13 protein-coding genes are annotated in these 17,081 nt (G+C 67.5%); 4 read left to right on the top strand and 9 right to left on the bottom strand.

The window, feature by feature from the left end:
• Window positions 1-53: 53 nt before the first annotated feature.
• The gene (locus ACTPOI_RS08650; protein ID WP_440108178.1) at window positions 54-1,490 is read right to left on the bottom strand and encodes an NAD-dependent succinate-semialdehyde dehydrogenase; all 1,437 of its coding nucleotides are present in this window, start codon (window positions 1,488-1,490) and stop codon (window positions 54-56) included.
• A gap of 130 nt (window positions 1,491-1,620) precedes the next feature.
• On the opposite strand from ACTPOI_RS08650, the gene ACTPOI_RS08645 reads away from it, so the two are divergent.
• Window positions 1,621-2,799 (top strand): pyridoxal phosphate-dependent aminotransferase, encoded by a 1,179-nt coding sequence (locus ACTPOI_RS08645; protein ID WP_440108177.1) that lies wholly within the window; start codon window positions 1,621-1,623, stop codon window positions 2,797-2,799.
• Window positions 2,800-3,068: 269 nt separating this feature from the next.
• On the opposite strand, the gene ACTPOI_RS08640 is transcribed toward ACTPOI_RS08645, so the two are convergent.
• Window positions 3,069-3,947 (bottom strand): alpha/beta hydrolase fold domain-containing protein, encoded by an 879-nt coding sequence (locus ACTPOI_RS08640; RefSeq protein ID WP_440108176.1) that lies wholly within the window; start codon window positions 3,945-3,947, stop codon window positions 3,069-3,071.
• Between the two features lie 168 nt (window positions 3,948-4,115).
• Here ACTPOI_RS08640 and ACTPOI_RS08635 point away from each other — a divergent pair, with 168 nt between their 5' ends.
• Entirely contained in the window at window positions 4,116-5,033 is a 918-nt protein-coding gene (locus ACTPOI_RS08635) for a LysR family transcriptional regulator (RefSeq protein WP_440108175.1), read from the top strand.
• Between the two features lie 38 nt (window positions 5,034-5,071).
• Complete coding sequence (locus ACTPOI_RS08630) at window positions 5,072-5,446, top strand: VF530 family DNA-binding protein (RefSeq protein WP_440108174.1); 375 nt, start codon at window positions 5,072-5,074, stop codon at window positions 5,444-5,446.
• Window positions 5,447-5,489: 43 nt separating this feature from the next.
• Here ACTPOI_RS08630 and ACTPOI_RS08625 read toward each other — a convergent pair whose 3' ends face one another.
• The 4 genes from ACTPOI_RS08625 to ACTPOI_RS08610 all read right to left on the bottom strand — a co-directional run bounded on the left by ACTPOI_RS08625 (window position 5,490) and on the right by ACTPOI_RS08610 (window position 10,898).
• Window positions 5,490-6,449 carry an alpha-E domain-containing protein gene (locus tag ACTPOI_RS08625; RefSeq protein WP_291516938.1) on the bottom strand — a complete coding sequence of 320 codons (960 nt, stop codon included), beginning with the start codon at window positions 6,447-6,449 and terminating at the stop codon, window positions 5,490-5,492.
• Window positions 6,443-6,598, bottom strand: coding sequence for an alpha-E domain-containing protein (locus tag ACTPOI_RS08620; RefSeq protein ID WP_440108173.1), 156 nt, complete (start codon window positions 6,596-6,598; stop codon window positions 6,443-6,445). Before ACTPOI_RS08620 ends, ACTPOI_RS08625 begins: the two co-directional genes overlap by 7 nt.
• Window positions 6,592-8,118, bottom strand: a complete 1,527-nt coding sequence (locus tag ACTPOI_RS08615) for a circularly permuted type 2 ATP-grasp protein (RefSeq protein ID WP_440108172.1) — start codon at window positions 8,116-8,118, stop codon at window positions 6,592-6,594. The genes ACTPOI_RS08620 and ACTPOI_RS08615 overlap by 7 nt, the downstream gene beginning before the upstream one ends.
• Before the next feature lie 218 nt (window positions 8,119-8,336).
• The gene (locus ACTPOI_RS08610; RefSeq protein ID WP_440108171.1) at window positions 8,337-10,898 is read right to left on the bottom strand and encodes a DNA internalization-related competence protein ComEC/Rec2; all 2,562 of its coding nucleotides are present in this window, start codon (window positions 10,896-10,898) and stop codon (window positions 8,337-8,339) included.
• Between the two features lie 152 nt (window positions 10,899-11,050).
• Here ACTPOI_RS08610 and ACTPOI_RS08605 point away from each other — a divergent pair, with 152 nt between their 5' ends.
• Complete coding sequence (locus tag ACTPOI_RS08605) at window positions 11,051-11,509, top strand: RidA family protein (protein ID WP_440108170.1); 459 nt, start codon at window positions 11,051-11,053, stop codon at window positions 11,507-11,509.
• 288 nt (window positions 11,510-11,797) lie between these two features.
• On the opposite strand, the gene ACTPOI_RS08600 is transcribed toward ACTPOI_RS08605, so the two are convergent.
• The 3 genes from ACTPOI_RS08600 to ACTPOI_RS08590 form a co-directional block, all read right to left on the bottom strand.
• Entirely contained in the window at window positions 11,798-13,582 is a 1,785-nt protein-coding gene (locus ACTPOI_RS08600) for a methyl-accepting chemotaxis protein (protein ID WP_440108295.1), read from the bottom strand.
• A 296-nt stretch (window positions 13,583-13,878) separates the two neighbouring features.
• Window positions 13,879-16,236 carry a DNA topoisomerase IV subunit A gene (gene parC, locus ACTPOI_RS08595; RefSeq protein ID WP_440108169.1) on the bottom strand — a complete coding sequence of 786 codons (2,358 nt, stop codon included), beginning with the start codon at window positions 16,234-16,236 and terminating at the stop codon, window positions 13,879-13,881.
• Complete coding sequence (locus tag ACTPOI_RS08590; protein WP_440108168.1) at window positions 16,233-17,081, bottom strand: lytic transglycosylase domain-containing protein; 849 nt, start codon at window positions 17,079-17,081, stop codon at window positions 16,233-16,235. The genes parC and ACTPOI_RS08590 overlap by 4 nt, the downstream gene beginning before the upstream one ends.

The raw sequence follows: 17,081 nt of genomic DNA, 5'->3' as shown, positions 1-17,081 counted from the left end.
TGCAGGCAGGCGCCGCGTGCGCGTTGCAGCGAGCCGCACGGCAGCAGCCCTGGCTACACGTTCATGATGGACACGAGGCGCGTGTTCAGGTGCGCCTCGATGGCCTCGGGCCCACCTTCCGACCCATAGCCCGAATCCTTGAGCCCGCCGAACGGCAGCTCGGCCGCAGGTGCGGCAGCCTGGTTGATCCAGAGCATGCCCACTTCCAGCCGCTGGGCCAGCAGGTGCGCGTTTTTCAACGACCGCGTAAAGGCATAGCCCGCCAGGCCGAACGGCAGGCGGTTGGCTTCGGCGATGGCGTCTTCGATCTTCTCGAACCCGCGCACGGCGGCCACGGGGCCAAAGGGCTCTTCATTGACGATGCGAGCCGACAGCGGCACGTTGTCGAGCACCGTGGGCTGGAAAAAATTGCCTTCGCTGCCGATGCGTTCGCCGCCGGTGACCAGCGTGGCGCCCTGTTGCACGGCATCGGCCATCAGGTCGGCCATGGCGGTGATGCGGCGCGGGTTGGCCAGCGGGCCCATCTGCGTGCCGGCGGTCAGGCCGTCGCCCACCTTGAGGCCCTGGGCGTATTTGCCGAACGCGGCCACGAACTCGGCGCGAATGCTTTCGTGCACCAGGTAGCGCGTGGGCGAGATGCACACCTGCCCGGCGTTACGGAACTTGGCGCCGCTGCCGATCTTGATGGCCAGCTCCAGGTCGGCGTCTTCGGCAATGATGACCGGGGCATGGCCGCCCAGCTCCATCGTCACGCGCTTCATGTGCTTGCCCGCCAGCGCCGCCAGCTGCTTGCCCACGGGCGTGGAGCCGGTGAAGGTGACCTTGCGGATGACGGGGTGCGGGATGAGGTAGCTCGAGATTTCGGCCGGGTCGCCATACACCAGGCCCACGGTGCCTGCGGGCACGCCCGCGTCGGCAAACGCGCGGATCAGCTCGGCCGGGCTGGCGGGCGTTTCCTCAGGCGCCTTGACGAGGATGGAGCAGCCTGCGCCCAGCGCGGCGCCCAGCTTGCGCACCACCTGGTTGATGGGGAAGTTCCACGGCGTGAAGGCCGCCACGGGGCCCACCGGGTCCTTGAGCACCATCTGCGTGGCCTTGAGGTTGCGCGACGGCACGATGCGGCCATACACGCGCATCGACTCGTCGGCAAACCATTCAATGATGTCGGCCGACGCCATGGTTTCCACCTTGGCCTCGGCCAGCGGCTTGCCCTGCTCCTGCACCATGATGGCGGCAATCGACTCGGCCCGTTCGCGCATCAGCGCAGCGGCGCGGCGCATGGTCTTGGCGCGCTCGGCGGCGGGCATGTCGCGCCAGGCTTCAAAGCCCTTTTGCGCGGCGTCCAGGGCACGGTCCAGGTCGGCCTTGCTGGCATGGGCCACGCGGCCAATTTCCTTGCCGGTGGCGGGGTTGTGCACGGCAATGGTCTTGCCGTCTGCGGCGTCCTGCCATTGGCCTGCGATGAAAAGCTGGGTGTTGGGGTACGTCATGGATGGGTAGCTGAGCGGGTGGACAAAGATGCTTTTGACTATACGCCCGCACGATTTTTTGTGCTGCCAACCGGCGACACCCCGCCGCGGTTCATAGGATGATGTGCACCATTGATCCCAAGGAGATTGCATGAGAGCCGTGGTCGAAAGCCTGGAAGAGTCCCGCATCCGCGAGGTGGCCAATGAGGGCCTGGGGCGCAGCGATGTGCTGAAGTTCTGGTTTGGCGAGAGCGACGAGGTCACGCCCGATTTCATCCGCGAGGCCGCCATTGCATCGCTGCAAAAAGGCGAGACGTTCTACGCGCACAACCTGGGCCTGCCCGAGCTGCGCCATGCCATTGCCGGCTACATGCACGGCCTGCACCCGCAGCAGCACACCGATGCATGGTTTGACCGCATCGCGGTCACCTCCGGCGGCGTCAATGGCCTGATGGTGGCCGTGCAGGCGCTGGTGGATGCGGGCGACGAGGTGGTGCTGGTGACGCCCGTGTGGCCCAACCTGGTGGCACAGCCGCGCATCCTGGGCGCGCGGGTACGCACCGTGCCGCTGGTGGCCGATGCGAGCGGCGCGTGGCGGCTGGACATGGATGCGCTGCTGGGTGCCATCACGCCCGGCACGCGCCTGCTGATCGTCAACGCCCCCAACAACCCCACCGGCTGGACGCTGACGCGCGAGGAGCAGGCCACCATCCTGGCGCACTGCCGCTCCACCGGCACCTGGGTGCTGGCAGACGAGGTCTACGAGCGGCTGTACTACGCGCGCGACACGGCCAATGGTGCTGCGCCCAGCTTTCTGGACGTGGCCGAGCCCGAAGACCGGCTGGTCGTCACACACAGCTTTTCCAAGAGCTTCCTCATGACGGGCTGGCGTCTGGGCTGGCTGGTGCTGCCGCCCTCGCTCACGCACGCGGTGGGCAAGCTGATCGAGTTCAACACCTCGTGCGCGCCAGTATTTGTGCAGCGCGGCGCCACGGTGGCGCTGCAGCGCACCGATGAGCTAACGCCTGCGCTGGTGGCCCACCTGAAGACCTGCCGCGACACGCTGGTGCCCTTGCTGGCTGCCGTGCCCGGTGTGTCGGTGGCCCTGCCCCGGGGCGGCATGTACGCCTTCTTTCACATCGACGGCCACGACGACTGCCTGACGCTAGCCAAGCGCCTGGTGCGCGAGGCGGGGCTGGGCGTGGCGCCCGGCAGCGCCTTTGGGGGCGAGGCGGCGGGCTGGCTGCGGTGGTGCTTTGCCAGCCAGGATCTGGGGCGGCTGAAGGCGGGGGTGGATCGGTTGCACGGCTGGCTGGCTGCGCAGCAGTGAGCCGGGTCGCCGTGAGGGGCATTTGGCGCGTTTTCAAGCGTTTTCAAGCGTTTTCAGCCTGTAGCCCCCGTTTTATTTGCCTGATTAGCTATTATTTATATAGCAAACATCGATTCTACTGGGTAAGCGGTGTACAGCCGCTTTCAGGCAGAGCGCGACCGCCAAAGGCCTGCGTTTGAGGGTACACGCGGGTGCGCGGTGGGCTGGGCTGGGGCCTTGATGCATAACAACTGCCGGTGGCCCGCCGTGCCCACCGCCCGCGCCTCTCCTCAGACCGGTTCGGCCGTGCGGGTCGCTTCAAAAAACAGCTCGAACTGCGCCTGGGCTGCGCCTGCGCACGGGCACCCAGCCGGTGCGGGCTGCTGCTGCAGCAGCGCGTCGGGCCAGGTGGCGTTTTTGCTGAAGACGTGCTGCGTGACCGGCAGGCCCGCTGCGCGCAGCCGGGCCGCATAGGCCAGCGCCTCGTCGTGCATCGGGTCGGTGTCGCCGACCAGGATCAGGGTGGGCGGAAGGCCGGCAAGGCGCTGCGCGGCCGCGGGCACGGCATAGGGGTGCTCGGCATCGCGCGGGCTGCGCAAGAACTTGCGCCAGCCCTCGGCCCACTTGCATCCCGTGGCGTCACCCGTGGCCTCGCGCAGCGATGCGGTGCCGGCGCAGGGGTCCAGCATGGGGGACAGCAAAATCTGCCCGGCCAGCGGCGGGTGCAACTGGTCGCGTGCCATCAGCGACACTGCGGCGGCCAGGTTGCCGCCCGCTTCTTCCCCCGCCAGGTATAGCAGCGCGCCCTGCCCGGCCAGCCGGGCTCGGTTGCGGTACGCCCACTTGAGCACGCCGTAGCCGGTGTCCACCGGCTGCGGAAACGGGGTGAGCGGGTATGCCACCGACACCACCAGCGCACCCGCGCCCTCCAGCAGCGCAGCCACGGTGCACCCGTTGTCTAGCCCGCCCGAGGTGAAGGCGCCGCCATGGAAATGCACGACCAGCGGCAGGCGCTGCCCCGGCTTCTTGCGGCCATACAGGCGCACGGCCACATCCTGGCCCGGCGCCACCTCAATGGTGGAATCACAGGGCTGTGCGGCTGCCGCGCCAGGCGCGGCCTGCGGCAGGGAGTCAGGAGACAGAGACAGGGAATCGGGCGGCAAGGCCATGGCAATACCCAGGTGGGTGGACGATGGAGAGACTGTAGTACCTGCCGGCTACGGAATAAAGCCTTGCCCGGGCCCTGCAGTGTTTCCAAAACGCCAACAATGGCGATGCCCTTGCGTGTGAGAATTCTTCGGCACCCACTGGTGGGTGCCGAGATTCAAGGAGAAGCCATGGACCAGATACAGGCCATGCGCATATTCGTGCGGGTGGTGGAGGCCGGCACGTTCACCCGCGCGGCAGATTCGCTGTCATTGCCCAAGGCCACCGTCACCAAGCATGTGCAGGCCCTGGAGGCGCGCCTGCGCGTGAAGCTCCTGAACCGCACCACGCGCCGCGTGACGGTGACGCCCGATGGCGCTGCCTACTACGACCGCACGGTACGCCTGCTGACCGATCTGGACGACATCGAGGCGAGCATGACCAACGCGCGCGCCAACCCGCGCGGCCGCTTACGGGTGGATGTGGGCACAGCCGTGGCACAGCTGCTCATCCTTCCACACCTGGCGGACTTCCATGCGCGCTACCCCGACATCCAGGTGGACCTGGGCGTAAGCGACCGCATGGTCGACCTGATCGGCGACAACGTGGACTGCGTGATCCGCGGCGGCGAGCTGACCGACCAGTCGCTGGTGGCGCGGCGCATTGGCAGCCTGGAGTTCATTACCGTGGCATCGCCCGACTACCTGGCGCGCCATGGCACGCCCGCCCATCCGCTGGAGATCGAGCAAAAGCACATGAGCGTGATCTACTCGTCGCCCCAGACCGGCCGCCACTACCCGCTGGAGTTCCACAAGGGCGATGAATCCATCGAGATCACCGGGCCCTACCGGCTGAGCGTGAACGAGAGCAACGCCTACCTCACGTCGCTGGTGGCGGGCCTGGGCATTGGCCAGATCACCACATTCCAGGCGGTGCGCCATTTCGAGGCTGGCACGCTGGTGCAACTGCTGCCGCAGTGGACGCAACCGCTGCTGCCCGTGTACGTGGTGTACCCGCCCAACCGCCACCTGAGCGCCAAGGTACGGGCGTTTGTGGACTGGGCTGCCGAGCTGTTCGAGCGCGAGGCCAGGCGCCAGGGCATGCGCTGACCCGCAGCACAACGCGTGGCAGCGATATGCTTGCAGCCATGAACCCATCGACCGAGCCCCCGGCCCCAGCGGCCCCACTGCCCGATGCGCCGCCGCAGGCCGACGCGTCTGCCAATGCAGCGCCCGCGGCCACGGCAACGCCTGCTGCCACCGGCGTGACCAGCGCCCCGTCCCGCCGCAGCCAGCCCCACAACCCCCTGCACGGCGTGACACTGCAAGCCATGGTGGAGGCGCTGCACGCCTACTTCGGCTGGGAAGAGCTGGGCCGCCAGATTCCGGTGCGCTGTTTCCAGATCGACCCCAGCGTGGGCTCCAGCCTGAAGTTCCTGCGCAAGACCCCATGGGCGCGCGAGAAGGTCGAGAGCCTGTACCTTTTCATGCTGCGCGACCAGCGCCGCAACGCGGGGGGCTGAGGCCCCCGCCGTGTGCAAACCGCGGTCCGCGCGGTCTGGGCAATCAGTCGCCCGAAGCGACCAGAAAGTCGCGACTGATGCCGCCACCCAGGTCGTTCACCCGATCCAGGAACTGCGTGAGGAAGGCATGCAGCCCGGTGGCCAGGATCTCGTCGATGCGACCGTATTGCAGGTCGGCCAGCAGGCGGCCTGCGCGGCGCTGCGTCTCTTTGGACTGGTCGTTGGCGACCACGGCCAGGTTCTCCACCACCTCCAGCAGACAGGCATGCAGTGAGCGCGGCATGTCGCGCCGCAGGATCAGCAGCTCGGCCACGCGGCCGGGGGTGATCACGTCGCGGTAGACCTTGCGGTAGATCTCGAAGGCCGACACGCTGCGCAAAATGGCGCTCCAGTGATAGAAGTCGTTTTCCTGGTTGCGCTCGCTGGCGCGGCCGAAAAAGTCGTTCTTGACCGCGTGGAACTTCACGTCCAGCAGGCGCGCGGTGTTGTCGGCCCGCTCCAGGAACGTGCCCATGCGCAGAAAGTGAAAAGCCTCGTCTTGCAGCATGGTGCCCAGCACCACGCCGCGCGAGAGGTGCGAGCGGTACTTCACCCATTCAAAGAACTGCCCCGGGTCGCGCTCGAAGGCACCGGCTTCGAGCTGGCGATGCAGTTCCAGCCAGGTCTGGTTCTGGGTTTCCCACAGCTCGGTCGTGAGTGCACCGCGCACGGCACGGGCGTTTTCGCGGGCGGCGCGCAGGCATGACAGGATCGACGACGGGTTGTTCCCGTCGCGCACCATGAACTCCAGCACGTTTTTAGGCGTGACCTCGCCATGGCGCGCGGTGTAGGCCGGGATGAGCTCGCTGATGGACAGCAGGCCTTCCCAGCCCTTTTGCGCGACGTCGGCAGACTGGGGCAGCAGCGATGTCTCGTAGCTCACGTTGAGCATCCGGGCGGTGTTCTCTGCCCGTTCTGTGTAGCGAGACATCCAGAACAGGTGGTCGGCAGTACGGCTCAGCATGCGGCCTCCTTGATCGAACAGGGCAGAGAACCCCGCGCGTGCTGCGCACGCTGGCTGTGTTGTGGCGAATCTCCGCCTGCGGAGGCGGTTTCTGCCCGTTCGGTGTATCGGGACATCCAGAAAAGATGGTTGGCAGTGCGGCTCAGCATCTCAATATCCCCCCTGTGTTTGTGTCATACCGCCCATCGACTGGCTTTGGGTCTGCGACTGCGTCTGCTGCGTTGCACTCGCCCAGCACCCAGGTGTCCTTGGTACCGCCCCCTTGCGATGAATTGACCACCAGCGAGCCCTCCTGCAGCGCCACGCGCGTGAGGCCGCCGGCCACCATCTGCACTTCGCGGCCGCTCAGCACAAAGGGGCGCAGGTCGATGTGGCGCGGGGCGATGCCGCTCTCGACATACGTGGGGCAGCTCGACAGGCTGAGCGTGGGCTGCGCGATGTAGCCCGCGGGGTTGTCCAGCAGCGCGCGGCGGAAGTCCTCGATCTCGGCGTGCGTGGCCGCGGGGCCGATCAGCATGCCGTAGCCGCCTGCACCGTGCACTTCCTTGACAACCAGGTCCTTGAGGTTGGCCAGCACATACTGCAGGTCGTCCTGCTTGCGGCACATCCAGGTGGGCACGTTCTTCAGGATGGGCTCCTGGCCCAGGTAGAAGCGGATCATCTCGGGCACGTAGGGGTACACCGACTTGTCGTCGGCCACGCCGGTGCCCACTGCGTTGCAGATGCCCACGTTGCCGGCGCGGTAGGCCTCCATCAGGCCGTAACAGCCCAGCGTGGAGTTGCGGCGGAAAGCCTGCGGGTCCAGGTAGTCGTCGTCCACGCGGCGGTAGATCACGTCCACACGCTGCAGGCCGCGCGTGGTGCGCATGTAGACGAACTTGTCCTTGACCACGAGATCCTGGCCCTCGACCAGCTCCACGCCCATCTGCTGCGCCAGGAAGGCATGCTCGAAGTAGGCGCTGTTGTGCATGCCCGGAGTGAGGACCACCACCGTGGGTTCATCTGCGGTGGGTGGTGCGCTGGCGCGCAGGGTATCGAGCAGCATGTCGGGGTAGTGGGCCACGGGCGCCACCTTGTGCAGGCTGAAAAGCTCGGGAAACAGCCGCATCATCATCTTGCGGTTTTCCAGCATGTAGCTCACCCCGCTGGGCACGCGCAGGTTGTCCTCCAGCACGTAGTACTCACCCTCGCCCTGGGCGTTGGGGGCGCGCACGATGTCGATGCCGGCGATGTGCGCGTAGATGTTCTTGGGCACGTTGACACCGGCCATCTCGGGGCGGAACTGTGCGTTGTGCAGGATGAGATCGGCAGGCACGATGCCGGCGCGAATGATGTCCTGCCCGTGGTACACGTCGTGGATGAAGCGGTTGAGCGCCGTGACCCGCTGGACCAGGCCGGCCTGCATGCTTGTCCACTCGTGGGCCGGGATGATACGGGGGATCAGGTCAAACGGGATCAGCCGCTCGTTGCCAGCCCCTCCCTCGTCCTTGGCGCCGTACACGGCAAAGGTGATGCCCACGCGTCGGAAGATCATCTCCGCCTCGGCCCTTCGGGCCTGCATCACATCGGCGGGCTGCTGGGCGAGCCACTGGGCGTAGCGCTTGTAGTGTTCCCGCACATCGCTGCCATCAAAGGGCAGCATGGCGTACATCTCATCGAATTTTTGCATCAACGGCCTCCTGGTTACAGGATAGCAAGTTGTGCGCCTGCGGCCGCGCAACCAGCGGGCGTCTGACGCAATTCCTACAGGTCCACGCGCCGGCTGCGCACGCAGCGGCCCCTGGCGCCAAGGTGTGCCGGGGCGCGGCAAATCCTGCAGCGCTGCAAGCATCAATGCAGCGTGGCCTCGCTGGCTGCCCATCCGGCAACGTTTCGGCTTTGCCCCGCTCAGGGACCTGCCTGATGGTGCCAGTAGCGGCGCGCGCGATCACGCTCGCAGGCCTGCAAAGCCGGCTCGGCAGATCGCCAGGTGGCGGCGCCGCACACCGGCGACTCGACCAGCGCAATGCCCCGCTCGCGATAGCGTGCTGCAACCTCGGGCGCGGGATGGCCGAAGCGGTTGCGGTAGCCAGCTTGCACCAATGCGGTGCGTGGTTGCACGGTATCCAGAAAGCCTGCGGACGACGATGTCTTGCTGCCGTGGTGCGGCACGAGCAGCCAGTCGGCGCGCAGCCGCGGCGCGTTTCGGGCCAGCAGTGCGGCCTCTTGCGGCGCCTCGATGTCGCCCACCAGCAGAGCGGTGCTGCCGCGCCCGCCGTCGGCCGCAATGCGCAGCACGCAGCTCAGCGCATTGGGCTTGCCAGCCAGCGCTGCATCGCCCTCGCGCGGGTGCAGTACCTCAAACTCCACGCCGTCCCAGTGCCAGCGCTGGCCTGCCAGGCAGGGTGCCACCGGGCGCAGCGACTGCAGGGCGTTGTCTGCCTCGATCGAACCGGTGACCCGGGCCAGCGGCTGCTGCGCCAATACGGCCGCCGCGCCGCCGGTATGGTCGGCATCCCGGTGGCTGAGCATGAGCACATCCACCTTTTCGCCCAGGGCACGCAGCAGGGGCACCACCACCCGGTGGCCGGCATCGCTTTCACGGCTGAAGCGGGGCCCGGCGTCGTACAGCAGGGTGTGCTTGGCCGTGCGCACCAGCACCGCATTGCCCTGGCCAATGTCGGCCGCCAGCAGTTCGAACTGCCCGGGGGCCGGGCGTGCCGGCTGCCAGCCGATCACCGGCATCAGCAGCGGCAGTGCCAGCAGCCGCAGTTGCCACGGCAGGCGCATCGCCAGAATCACCCCCGCCGCCACCGCCGCCACGCCGGCCCACCAGGGCGCCGCAGGCACAAAGACCACCGCCCAGGGCCACTGCGCCAGCCATTGCAGCAGCGCGGCCAGCGGCTGCAGGCTCAGCGCCGCCAGGCTCCACAGCGGAGCCCAGACCACGCCGCCCAGCGCCAGCGGTGTGACCACCAGCGTCACCCACGGTATGGCCACCAGATTGGCAGCAAAGCCCACCACAGACACCTGTCCGAACAGCAGCAGCGTGAGGGGCGTGAGGGCCAGCGTCACCACCCACTGTTCGCGCAAAAGCGCATGAAAATGCCGCAAGGCGCTTGTATTTATTGCCCCTGTTGCTATCGAACCCGTAGCAAACAGGATCCCCACCGCCACAAAGCTCAGCCAGAACCCCGCCTGGGCCAGCGCCCACGGGTCGGCCACCACCACCGCAGCGCAGGCCAGCAGCCATACTTGCGGCCACGGCCAGCGGCGCCCGCTGAGCGACAGCAGTGCGATGGTGGCCAGCATGATCACCGTGCGCTGGGCCGGCACGCCCCAGCCGCTGAAGACGGCATACGCCGCCGCCAGCGCCACCCCGGCCACCAGTGCGGCCGCGGGCGCAGGCACCGCCAGACACAGCCGCGTGGACCGACGCCACAAAGCGCCCACGCACAGCGCCGCCAGCCAGGCAAACAGCGTGATGTGCAGGCCTGAAATGCTCATGAGGTGGGCCACGCCGGTGGCACGGAACACATCCCAGTCCGCCCGGTCGATGGCGCGCTGGTCTCCCGTGACCAGGGCGGCCACCACGCCGGCGATGCGGGCACGGGCGGTGTCATCGGTATCGCCCGCATGTACCAGGCGCTCCACGATGGCGTCACGTACCGACTGCCGCGCCTGCTCGACCGGATGCTGCCAGGTGGCGGCCAGGCGCACCGGCGCTGCATCCCTGGCACCGGCCCGCACATAGCCGGTGGCCTGTACGCCCTGCTCCCAGGCCCACAGCTCAAAGTCAAAGCCGTGCGGGTTGCGCAGGCCGTGCGGCGCCTTCAGGCGCACTGTCATCTCCCAGCGCTCTCCGGCTCGCAGCGGCTGGGGCTGCCGCTGCAGCGCAACCTCGCCAGCGGCTTCGCGCCACACCCCGGCATACCAGGCCACATCGATCAGGGGTGGCAGGCGCACGGGCACTCCGTCCAGCTGCGCCGCACCCACCCGCAGCCGCAGCCGCGTGCCCGCCTCGCTGACCTGCGGCATGGCAGCCACCACGGCCGAAATACGGATGTCGCGCCCCTCCAGCGCGGGGTCCAGCCGGTCGGCCAGGATGCTGTGCGCGCGCAGGCCGCACACGGCGAACATCAGGACCAGGCCTGCGAGCGCAGCCAGGCCGTGTACCGCGTAGCGCCATCGCGGTGCGCCCCGGGTGCGCGCCGCCGCACGGCACGCCAGTGCCCCTGCGGCACCGGCGGCCACCAGCGCCCCATACGCAGATTCCCGCCAGAGCATAGGCTGCTGCAATTGGAGCCCGGCTCCCACCACCAGGCCCGCCAGCCAGGCCGACACAGGCCAGATCGGCCAGGCTGCGTTTTCCGGTGCATCGCCGGCGTCTTGCCCTGTGGCCGCCGTGGCCCCGCTACCGCCCACAGATGCGAGGGTGGTCAGCTCATTAGGCGCACTTATGGGAGACATGGGCTGATGCTAATGCGCCGACCTGCAGCGCCGGGATGCCCGGCCCGAAGGCTGCTGTGTAACACTCGCGAGCGTTGCCCCTCAGAGCGCTGCCCAACCGTGGCAACGCCCCGGACGGGCCCACATCTACCCCGCACCCTCCAAGGAAAATCATGAGCGTTTACGACAAGCTGAATGAACTCGGCATCACCCTGCCCCCCGTCTCCGTGCCCGCAGCGGCCTACGTGCCCTACGTGCAGACCGGCAAGCTGGTGTTCCTCTCCGGTCACATCGCCCGCAAGGACGGCAAGCCCTGGGCAGCGCAGTTTGGCCGCGACATCAGCACCGAAGAAGGCAAGGTCGCTGCGCGCGCTGTGGCTATCGACCTGATGGGCACGCTGCAGGCGGCCTGCGGTGGCGACCTGAACAAGGTGCAGCGCATCGTCAAGGTGATGAGCCTGGTGAACTCCACCGGCGACTTCACAGAGCAGCACCTGGTGACCAATGGCGCCAGCGAACTGCTGGGCCAGGTCTTCGGTGAAAAGGGCGTGCACGCACGCAGCGCCTTCGGCGTGGCGCAGATTCCCATGGGTGCGTGTGTGGAAATCGAACTGATCGCCGAACTGGCCTGATCCCCCGGCCAGCCAGGCGCTGGCCCCAGGCCCCTGCAGCGCGGCAGCAGTGCCCGGCAGGGGCTTTTTCATGGGCGGGTGCAGCGCGTAGCCGGACGACGACAGCGGGCGCGACCCTGGACACCCGTCAGGCCCCGGGCAAGGCCTTGATGCCGCATCGACACGCTGGCCTGACTGTGGACATCCGGGTTGCCGTCGTTGTCACAGGCGCCGCCATAGCGCCAGCAAGCGTTGCCTCCATGCCCCCAGCGCACTGCGGCGCAAGATGGGTCAGAGGCTTCGGGCGCGTCAGAATGACTCCCAGTCGGCATCTGCCCCGGCTGCCGGTGCGGCGCGCTGGGCGCTGCCACCGGCCGATGCGGGTGGTGCCGTGATCGCCGCAGGGGCCGGCGCGGCTGCCGCTGTCTTGCCGGCGGCTGGAGCCGCCTTGGCCCGCAGCCCTGGCAACGTCTTTGGCGATGGCTTTGCCAGGCTTGCGGCAGGCCGGGACGGCGGGGGCGCCACCGACGAGGCTGGCGCCGGCGCAGCACGTGCAACGCCGTAGCCCGATGCATCGACCTTGAAGCGGGAAACCACCTGGGCCAGCTGCTCGGCCTGTTCGCGCAGGCTCTGTGCTGCCGCGGCGCTTTCTTCGACCAGCGCGGCATTTTGCTGCGTCATCTGGTCCAGGTTGCCAATGGACTGGTTGACCTGCCCCACGCCCGCGCTCTGCTCGGACGATGCGGCCGTGATCTCGCCGATCATGTCGGTCACACGCTGCACCGACTGCACGATGTCATTCATGGTCGTGCCCGCATCGGTCACCAGGCGCGAACCGGTTTCCACCTTTTCCACCGACGCGTTGATCAGCTGCTTGATCTCCTTGGCAGCATCGGCACTGCGCCCGGCCAGGCTGCGCACTTCGCTGGCCACCACCGCAAACCCCCGGCCCTGCTCGCCCGCACGGGCGGCTTCCACCGCGGCGTTCAGGGCCAGGATGTTGGTCTGGAAAGCGATGCCGTCGATCACGCCGATGATGTCCGAGATCTTCTTGCTGCTGTGGTTGATGTCCTCCATGGTGGACACCACCTGGGTCACCACTTCGCCCCCGCGGCGGGCGACGCCTGTAGCACCGGCCGCCAGGCTGCTGGCCTGCTGGGCGCTGCTGGCGCTTTGCTGGATGGTGCTGGTGAACTGCTCCATGGCAGCAGCCGTCTGCTGCAGGTTGCTCGACGTCTGCTCGGTGCGGACCGACAGGTCGTGGTTGCCGGTGGCGATCTCCGCACTGGCGATGGCGATGCTGTCAGTGCTCTGGCGCACCTGGTGGACCATGCGGCCCAGCGCGTCGCTCATCTGGTACAGGGCGCGCAGCAGGTCACCAAACTCATCCCCGCGCGTGACGGTATCCCGGGCACTCAGGTCACCCTCGGCAATCCTCGCGGCCAGCCCGCTTGCCTGCTCCAGGGGCCGCTGGATGCTGCCAATCAGGAAATAGGCGCCGCCCACAATGGCCAGCAGCATCAGCAATACGGCGGCTGCTCCGACCTTTACCGTCCACATGCGCGATGCGGCAATTTCTTTCTGGATCGCCTGGGCCGTATCCTGCTGCTGCTTCACAAAGTCGCGCAGCGTGGCAATGTAGGCCGCCACTGCAGGGTTGTATGACTGCTTGACCAGCGCCACGGCCTGGTCCTGCTGATTGTCCGCCTTGAGCTTGCGCGCCTGGCCGCGCAGGTCCACCATGAGCTTGCGCGCCTCGGCAATCTTGGCCATCTGGGCCTTGTCTGCGTCGGACAGGGCCATGGACTCCAGCGACTTCTGCACTTCCGTGATCTGGGCCGAGGTCGAGGCGATCAGGTCCTTGAATTCGGCCTCGACCGCTGGGTCGCTGCTGACGATGAGTGCCAGCGTGCGGGCTGCGTTGGTTTCGGTCAGGCCCGTCCAGCGCAGGGCGGCCTGCACCCGCGCATCCATGTCGCGGTTGGCCGCATCGGCCTGGGCCTGGACTGCCGCAGAACGGTACGCGGCAAAGCCCACCACGGCTACCTGCATCACCACGATGAGCACCACGGCCAGCCAGAGTTTCTGGGCCATTCGAAGGTGTTTGGGCACGGTTGCCTCCTAGGAAAGTGTTGCAAACAAAGTGTTACGAAAAGCCCACTATCGCACGGCGACGGTCTCGCAACACGAGGGGTTATCCCAAAGGACGCATGCGGCTTCCACGGTGCCGCGCAGGCACAAATGGCTTTCCTAGAGCCGCTGCGAGCCCAAAGCGGGCCTGCAGCAGTCCGCAACGACAGGTAGCGCGCGATGGATGGCCGCAGCGCGCGGGTCCATGGTCGCACTGCCGCCCTGCACCGCCCTCCGCTCCAGCGGCGGAGGCCGCGGTATCACTCTACCCGTGACACCGCCGCGGGTTTGAAGCCCAGGTCCGCCGCCTTGCCCTTGCGGCCGCGCAGTGCGCGGGCGTTGTTCAGCGAGCGGATCTCAAGCGTCTCATCGCGCTCCTTGCCGCCACGGCCGATGCCCTCGATGCGGATGCTGCGCGTGTAGGCCGCAGCACCCGCCAGCGTGTCCTTGGGCTCCAGGTCGATCAGCATCAGGCCGCGCCCGCCGTTGGCCAGCGTCTTGAGCTCGCTGATCTCGAACGTCAGGATACGACCGCCGGTGGAGGCACAGGCCACATGCGTGGCCGGTGCCAGCGGCTGGCTGCCGGTGGTGCCGGCGGCGTGCGATGGCGCACACAGCGTCTCGCCCTCGCCCAGCGTCACAAAGGCCTTGCCACCCTTCTGGCGCGAGACCATGCTTTCGACCGCTGCCACAAAGCCATAGCCCGCCGAGCTGGCCAGCAACAGCTGGGCCTGCGCGGGGCCCGCAAAATAGTGCAGCAGTTGTGTGCCCGACTCCAGCTCGATCAACGTGGTCACGGGCTGTCCGTCGCCCCGCCCGCCTGGCAGCGCTGCAACGGGCACCGAATACACGCGGCCGTTGCTGCCAAACACCAGCAGCGTATCGATGGTGCGGCACTCGAACGTGCTGTACAGGCCATCGCCCGCCTTGAAGGCAAAGCTGGCGGCCTCGTGGCCATGGCCGTTGCGTGCGCGCACCCAGCCTTTTTGCGAGACAACCACCGTGACGGGCTCGTCCACCACCTTCACTTCTGCCACGGCCTTTTTCTCGGCCTGGATGAGCGTACGGCGCGGGTCGGCGAAGGTCTTGGCGTCGGCCTCAATCTCCTTGACCATGGTGCGGCGCAGCGAGCCGGGGTTATTCAAAATATCTTCGAGCTTGCCCTGGCTTTCGCGCAGCTCTTTCAGCTCCTGCTCGATCTTGATGGCTTCGAGCCGCGCGAGTTGGCGCAGGCGGATTTCAAGAATATCTTCGGCCTGCCGGTCGCTCAGGTTGAAGCGCGCGATCAGGGCGGCCTTGGGCTCCTCGGCCGCGCGGATGATGGCGATCACCTCGTCAATGTTGAGCAGCACGGTCTGCCGCCCTTCGAGGATGTGGATGCGGTCCAGCACCTTGTCGAGCCGGTGCTGGCTGCGCCGGGTGATGGTGGTCTGGCGGAAGGCAATCCACTCTTCCAGCATCTGCCGCAGCGACTTCTGCACCGGCTTGCCGTCGAGCCCCACCATGGTGAGGTTGATGGGCGCCGACGTTTCCAGGCTGGTGTGCGCCAGCAGCGCGGTGATCAGCTCCTGCTGCGGGGTCTTGCCCGTCTTGGGTTCGAACACCAGGCGTACCGGTGCATCCTTGCTCGATTCGTCGCGCACCACGTCCAGCACGGCCAGCATGCTGGCCTTCAGTTGCGTCTGGTCCTGGCTCAGCGCCTTCTTGCCGGCCTTGACCTTGGGGTTGGTGATCTCCTCGATCTCTTCCAGCACGCGCTGGGTGCTGACGCCGGGCGGCAGCTCGGTAACCACCAGCTGCCACTGGCCGCGGGCCATGTCCTCGATTTTCCAGCGTGCGCGCACCTTGAGGCTGCCGCGGCCCGTGCGGTACGCATCGGCAATGTCGCCAGGGCTGCTGATGATCTGGCCGCCGCCGGGGTAGTCGGGCCCGGGCACGATGGCCAGCAGGTCTTCGGGGCTGAGGGACGGCGTCTTGATCAGCGCGATGCAGGCGTCGGCAATCTCGCGCAGGTTGTGGCTGGGGATCTCGGTGGCCAGGCCCACGGCAATACCGCTGGCGCCGTTGAGCAGCGCGAACGGCAGGCGCGCGGGCAGCTGGCGCGGCTCCTGTGTGCTGCCGTCGTAGTTGGGCATGAAATCGACCGTGCCTTCGTCGATTTCGTCGAGCAGCAGGCTGGTGATGCGCGACAGGCGGGCCTCGGTGTAGCGCATGGCGGCGGCACCATCGCCATCGCGGCTGCCGAAGTTGCCCTGGCCATCGATCAGCGGGTAGCGCTGCGCAAAATCCTGCGCCATGCGCACCAGCGCGTCGTAGGCAGACTGGTCGCCGTGCGGGTGAAAACGGCCGAGCACATCACCCACCACGCGGGCGCTTTTCACGGGCTTGGCCGCCGTGTTGCGCGTGGGGCCGCTGTACCCCAGGCCCATGCGGTCCATCGAATACAGAATGCGCCGCTGCACGGGCTTCAAGCCATCGCACACATCGGGCAGCGCGCGGCCCTTGACGACCGACAGCGCGTATTCTAGGTACGCACGCTGGGCGTAGCCCGCCAGGCCCAGGGAGTCGCCTCCGTCATCGCCGGCGGTCGTGAAGTCGAGAGTGGGTTGGTCGCTCATTCGTTTGTTACGGTTCTTGAATCACGTTCACGGAAAGGCACGGAGCCCTGTAGCGCCGGCACGGCTCCCGGCAGGTTGCCACGGTTGGCGGCGCCGCCCTGCAGTTCCATGCGTACGCGGCCGGTGGCGGCGCGCTGCGCCTGTACGGCAGCCGGCGGCTTGAGCTGGGCATACAGGCCCATCACGGTGCGCACATAGTTCTGCGTTTCCTTGAAGGCCGGGATCTGGTTGCCCGCCCGCTGCACAGCGCCCTCGCCCGCGTTGTAGGCGGCCAGGGCCAGGTCGGTGCGGCCGGGAAACAGGTCCAGCAGGTAGCGCAGATAGCGCGTGCCCGCCGGCACGTTCACTGCGGGGTCGGCCAGCTTTTGCTCGACCGTGCGGCGGGCGTCGGGGCTCACGCCAAAGCGGCTGGCCGTTGCGGGCATCACCTGCATCAGCCCCACGGCGCCCTTGGGAGACACTGCGCTGGCATCGAAACCCGATTCGGTCGCAATCACGGCCTGCAGCAGTTCGTAGTCCACCCCATGCTGGCTGGAGGCGGCCCGCAGGTGGTGTTTGACGCGCTTGTAGCCCGGCGCCACATCGAAAAACGCCAGCAACTGCGCCCCCGCTGAGGGCACCGACAACGCCCTGGAGCTGGGGCTGGCCGCGAGGTCGCGCGTCGAGTCGAACTCGGTGCCCTTGAAGAACAGCTGGTAGCGGCTGTCCACCTGCTCGGCCGCGAAATGCGTCACGCCGCGCTCATCCACACGCGCCCACAGGTCTGCCCAGGCCAATTGCTGCGAAAAGCATAGCAACAAGCCCAGACAAATCGTGCGACAGAGGCGGTTTTCAATCAAATTCAT

This window comes from Acidovorax sp. BL-A-41-H1, from assembly GCF_051942715.1.
This window is presented reverse-complemented; position numbering and strand designations above follow the sequence as displayed.

Coding starts and splice junctions, on each gene's coding strand:
- ACTPOI_RS08650 (WP_440108178.1), bottom strand. CDS start 1,490: ATGACGTACCCCAACACCCAGCTTTTCATCGCAGGCCAATGGCAGGAC.
- ACTPOI_RS08645 (WP_440108177.1), top strand. CDS start 1,621: ATGAGAGCCGTGGTCGAAAGCCTGGAAGAGTCCCGCATCCGCGAGGTG.
- ACTPOI_RS08640 (WP_440108176.1), bottom strand. CDS start 3,947: ATGGCCTTGCCGCCCGATTCCCTGTCTCTGTCTCCTGACTCCCTGCCG.
- ACTPOI_RS08635 (WP_440108175.1), top strand. CDS start 4,116: ATGGACCAGATACAGGCCATGCGCATATTCGTGCGGGTGGTGGAGGCC.
- ACTPOI_RS08630 (WP_440108174.1), top strand. CDS start 5,072: ATGAACCCATCGACCGAGCCCCCGGCCCCAGCGGCCCCACTGCCCGAT.
- ACTPOI_RS08625 (WP_291516938.1), bottom strand. CDS start 6,449: ATGCTGAGCCGTACTGCCGACCACCTGTTCTGGATGTCTCGCTACACA.
- ACTPOI_RS08620 (WP_440108173.1), bottom strand. CDS start 6,598: ATGCTGAGCCGCACTGCCAACCATCTTTTCTGGATGTCCCGATACACC.
- ACTPOI_RS08615 (WP_440108172.1), bottom strand. CDS start 8,118: ATGCAAAAATTCGATGAGATGTACGCCATGCTGCCCTTTGATGGCAGC.
- ACTPOI_RS08610 (WP_440108171.1), bottom strand. CDS start 10,898: ATGTCTCCCATAAGTGCGCCTAATGAGCTGACCACCCTCGCATCTGTG.
- ACTPOI_RS08605 (WP_440108170.1), top strand. CDS start 11,051: ATGAGCGTTTACGACAAGCTGAATGAACTCGGCATCACCCTGCCCCCC.
- ACTPOI_RS08600 (WP_440108295.1), bottom strand. CDS start 13,582: ATGGCCCAGAAACTCTGGCTGGCCGTGGTGCTCATCGTGGTGATGCAG.
- parC (WP_440108169.1), bottom strand. CDS start 16,236: ATGAGCGACCAACCCACTCTCGACTTCACGACCGCCGGCGATGACGGA.
- ACTPOI_RS08590 (WP_440108168.1), bottom strand. CDS start 17,081: ATGAATTTGATTGAAAACCGCCTCTGTCGCACGATTTGTCTGGGCTTG.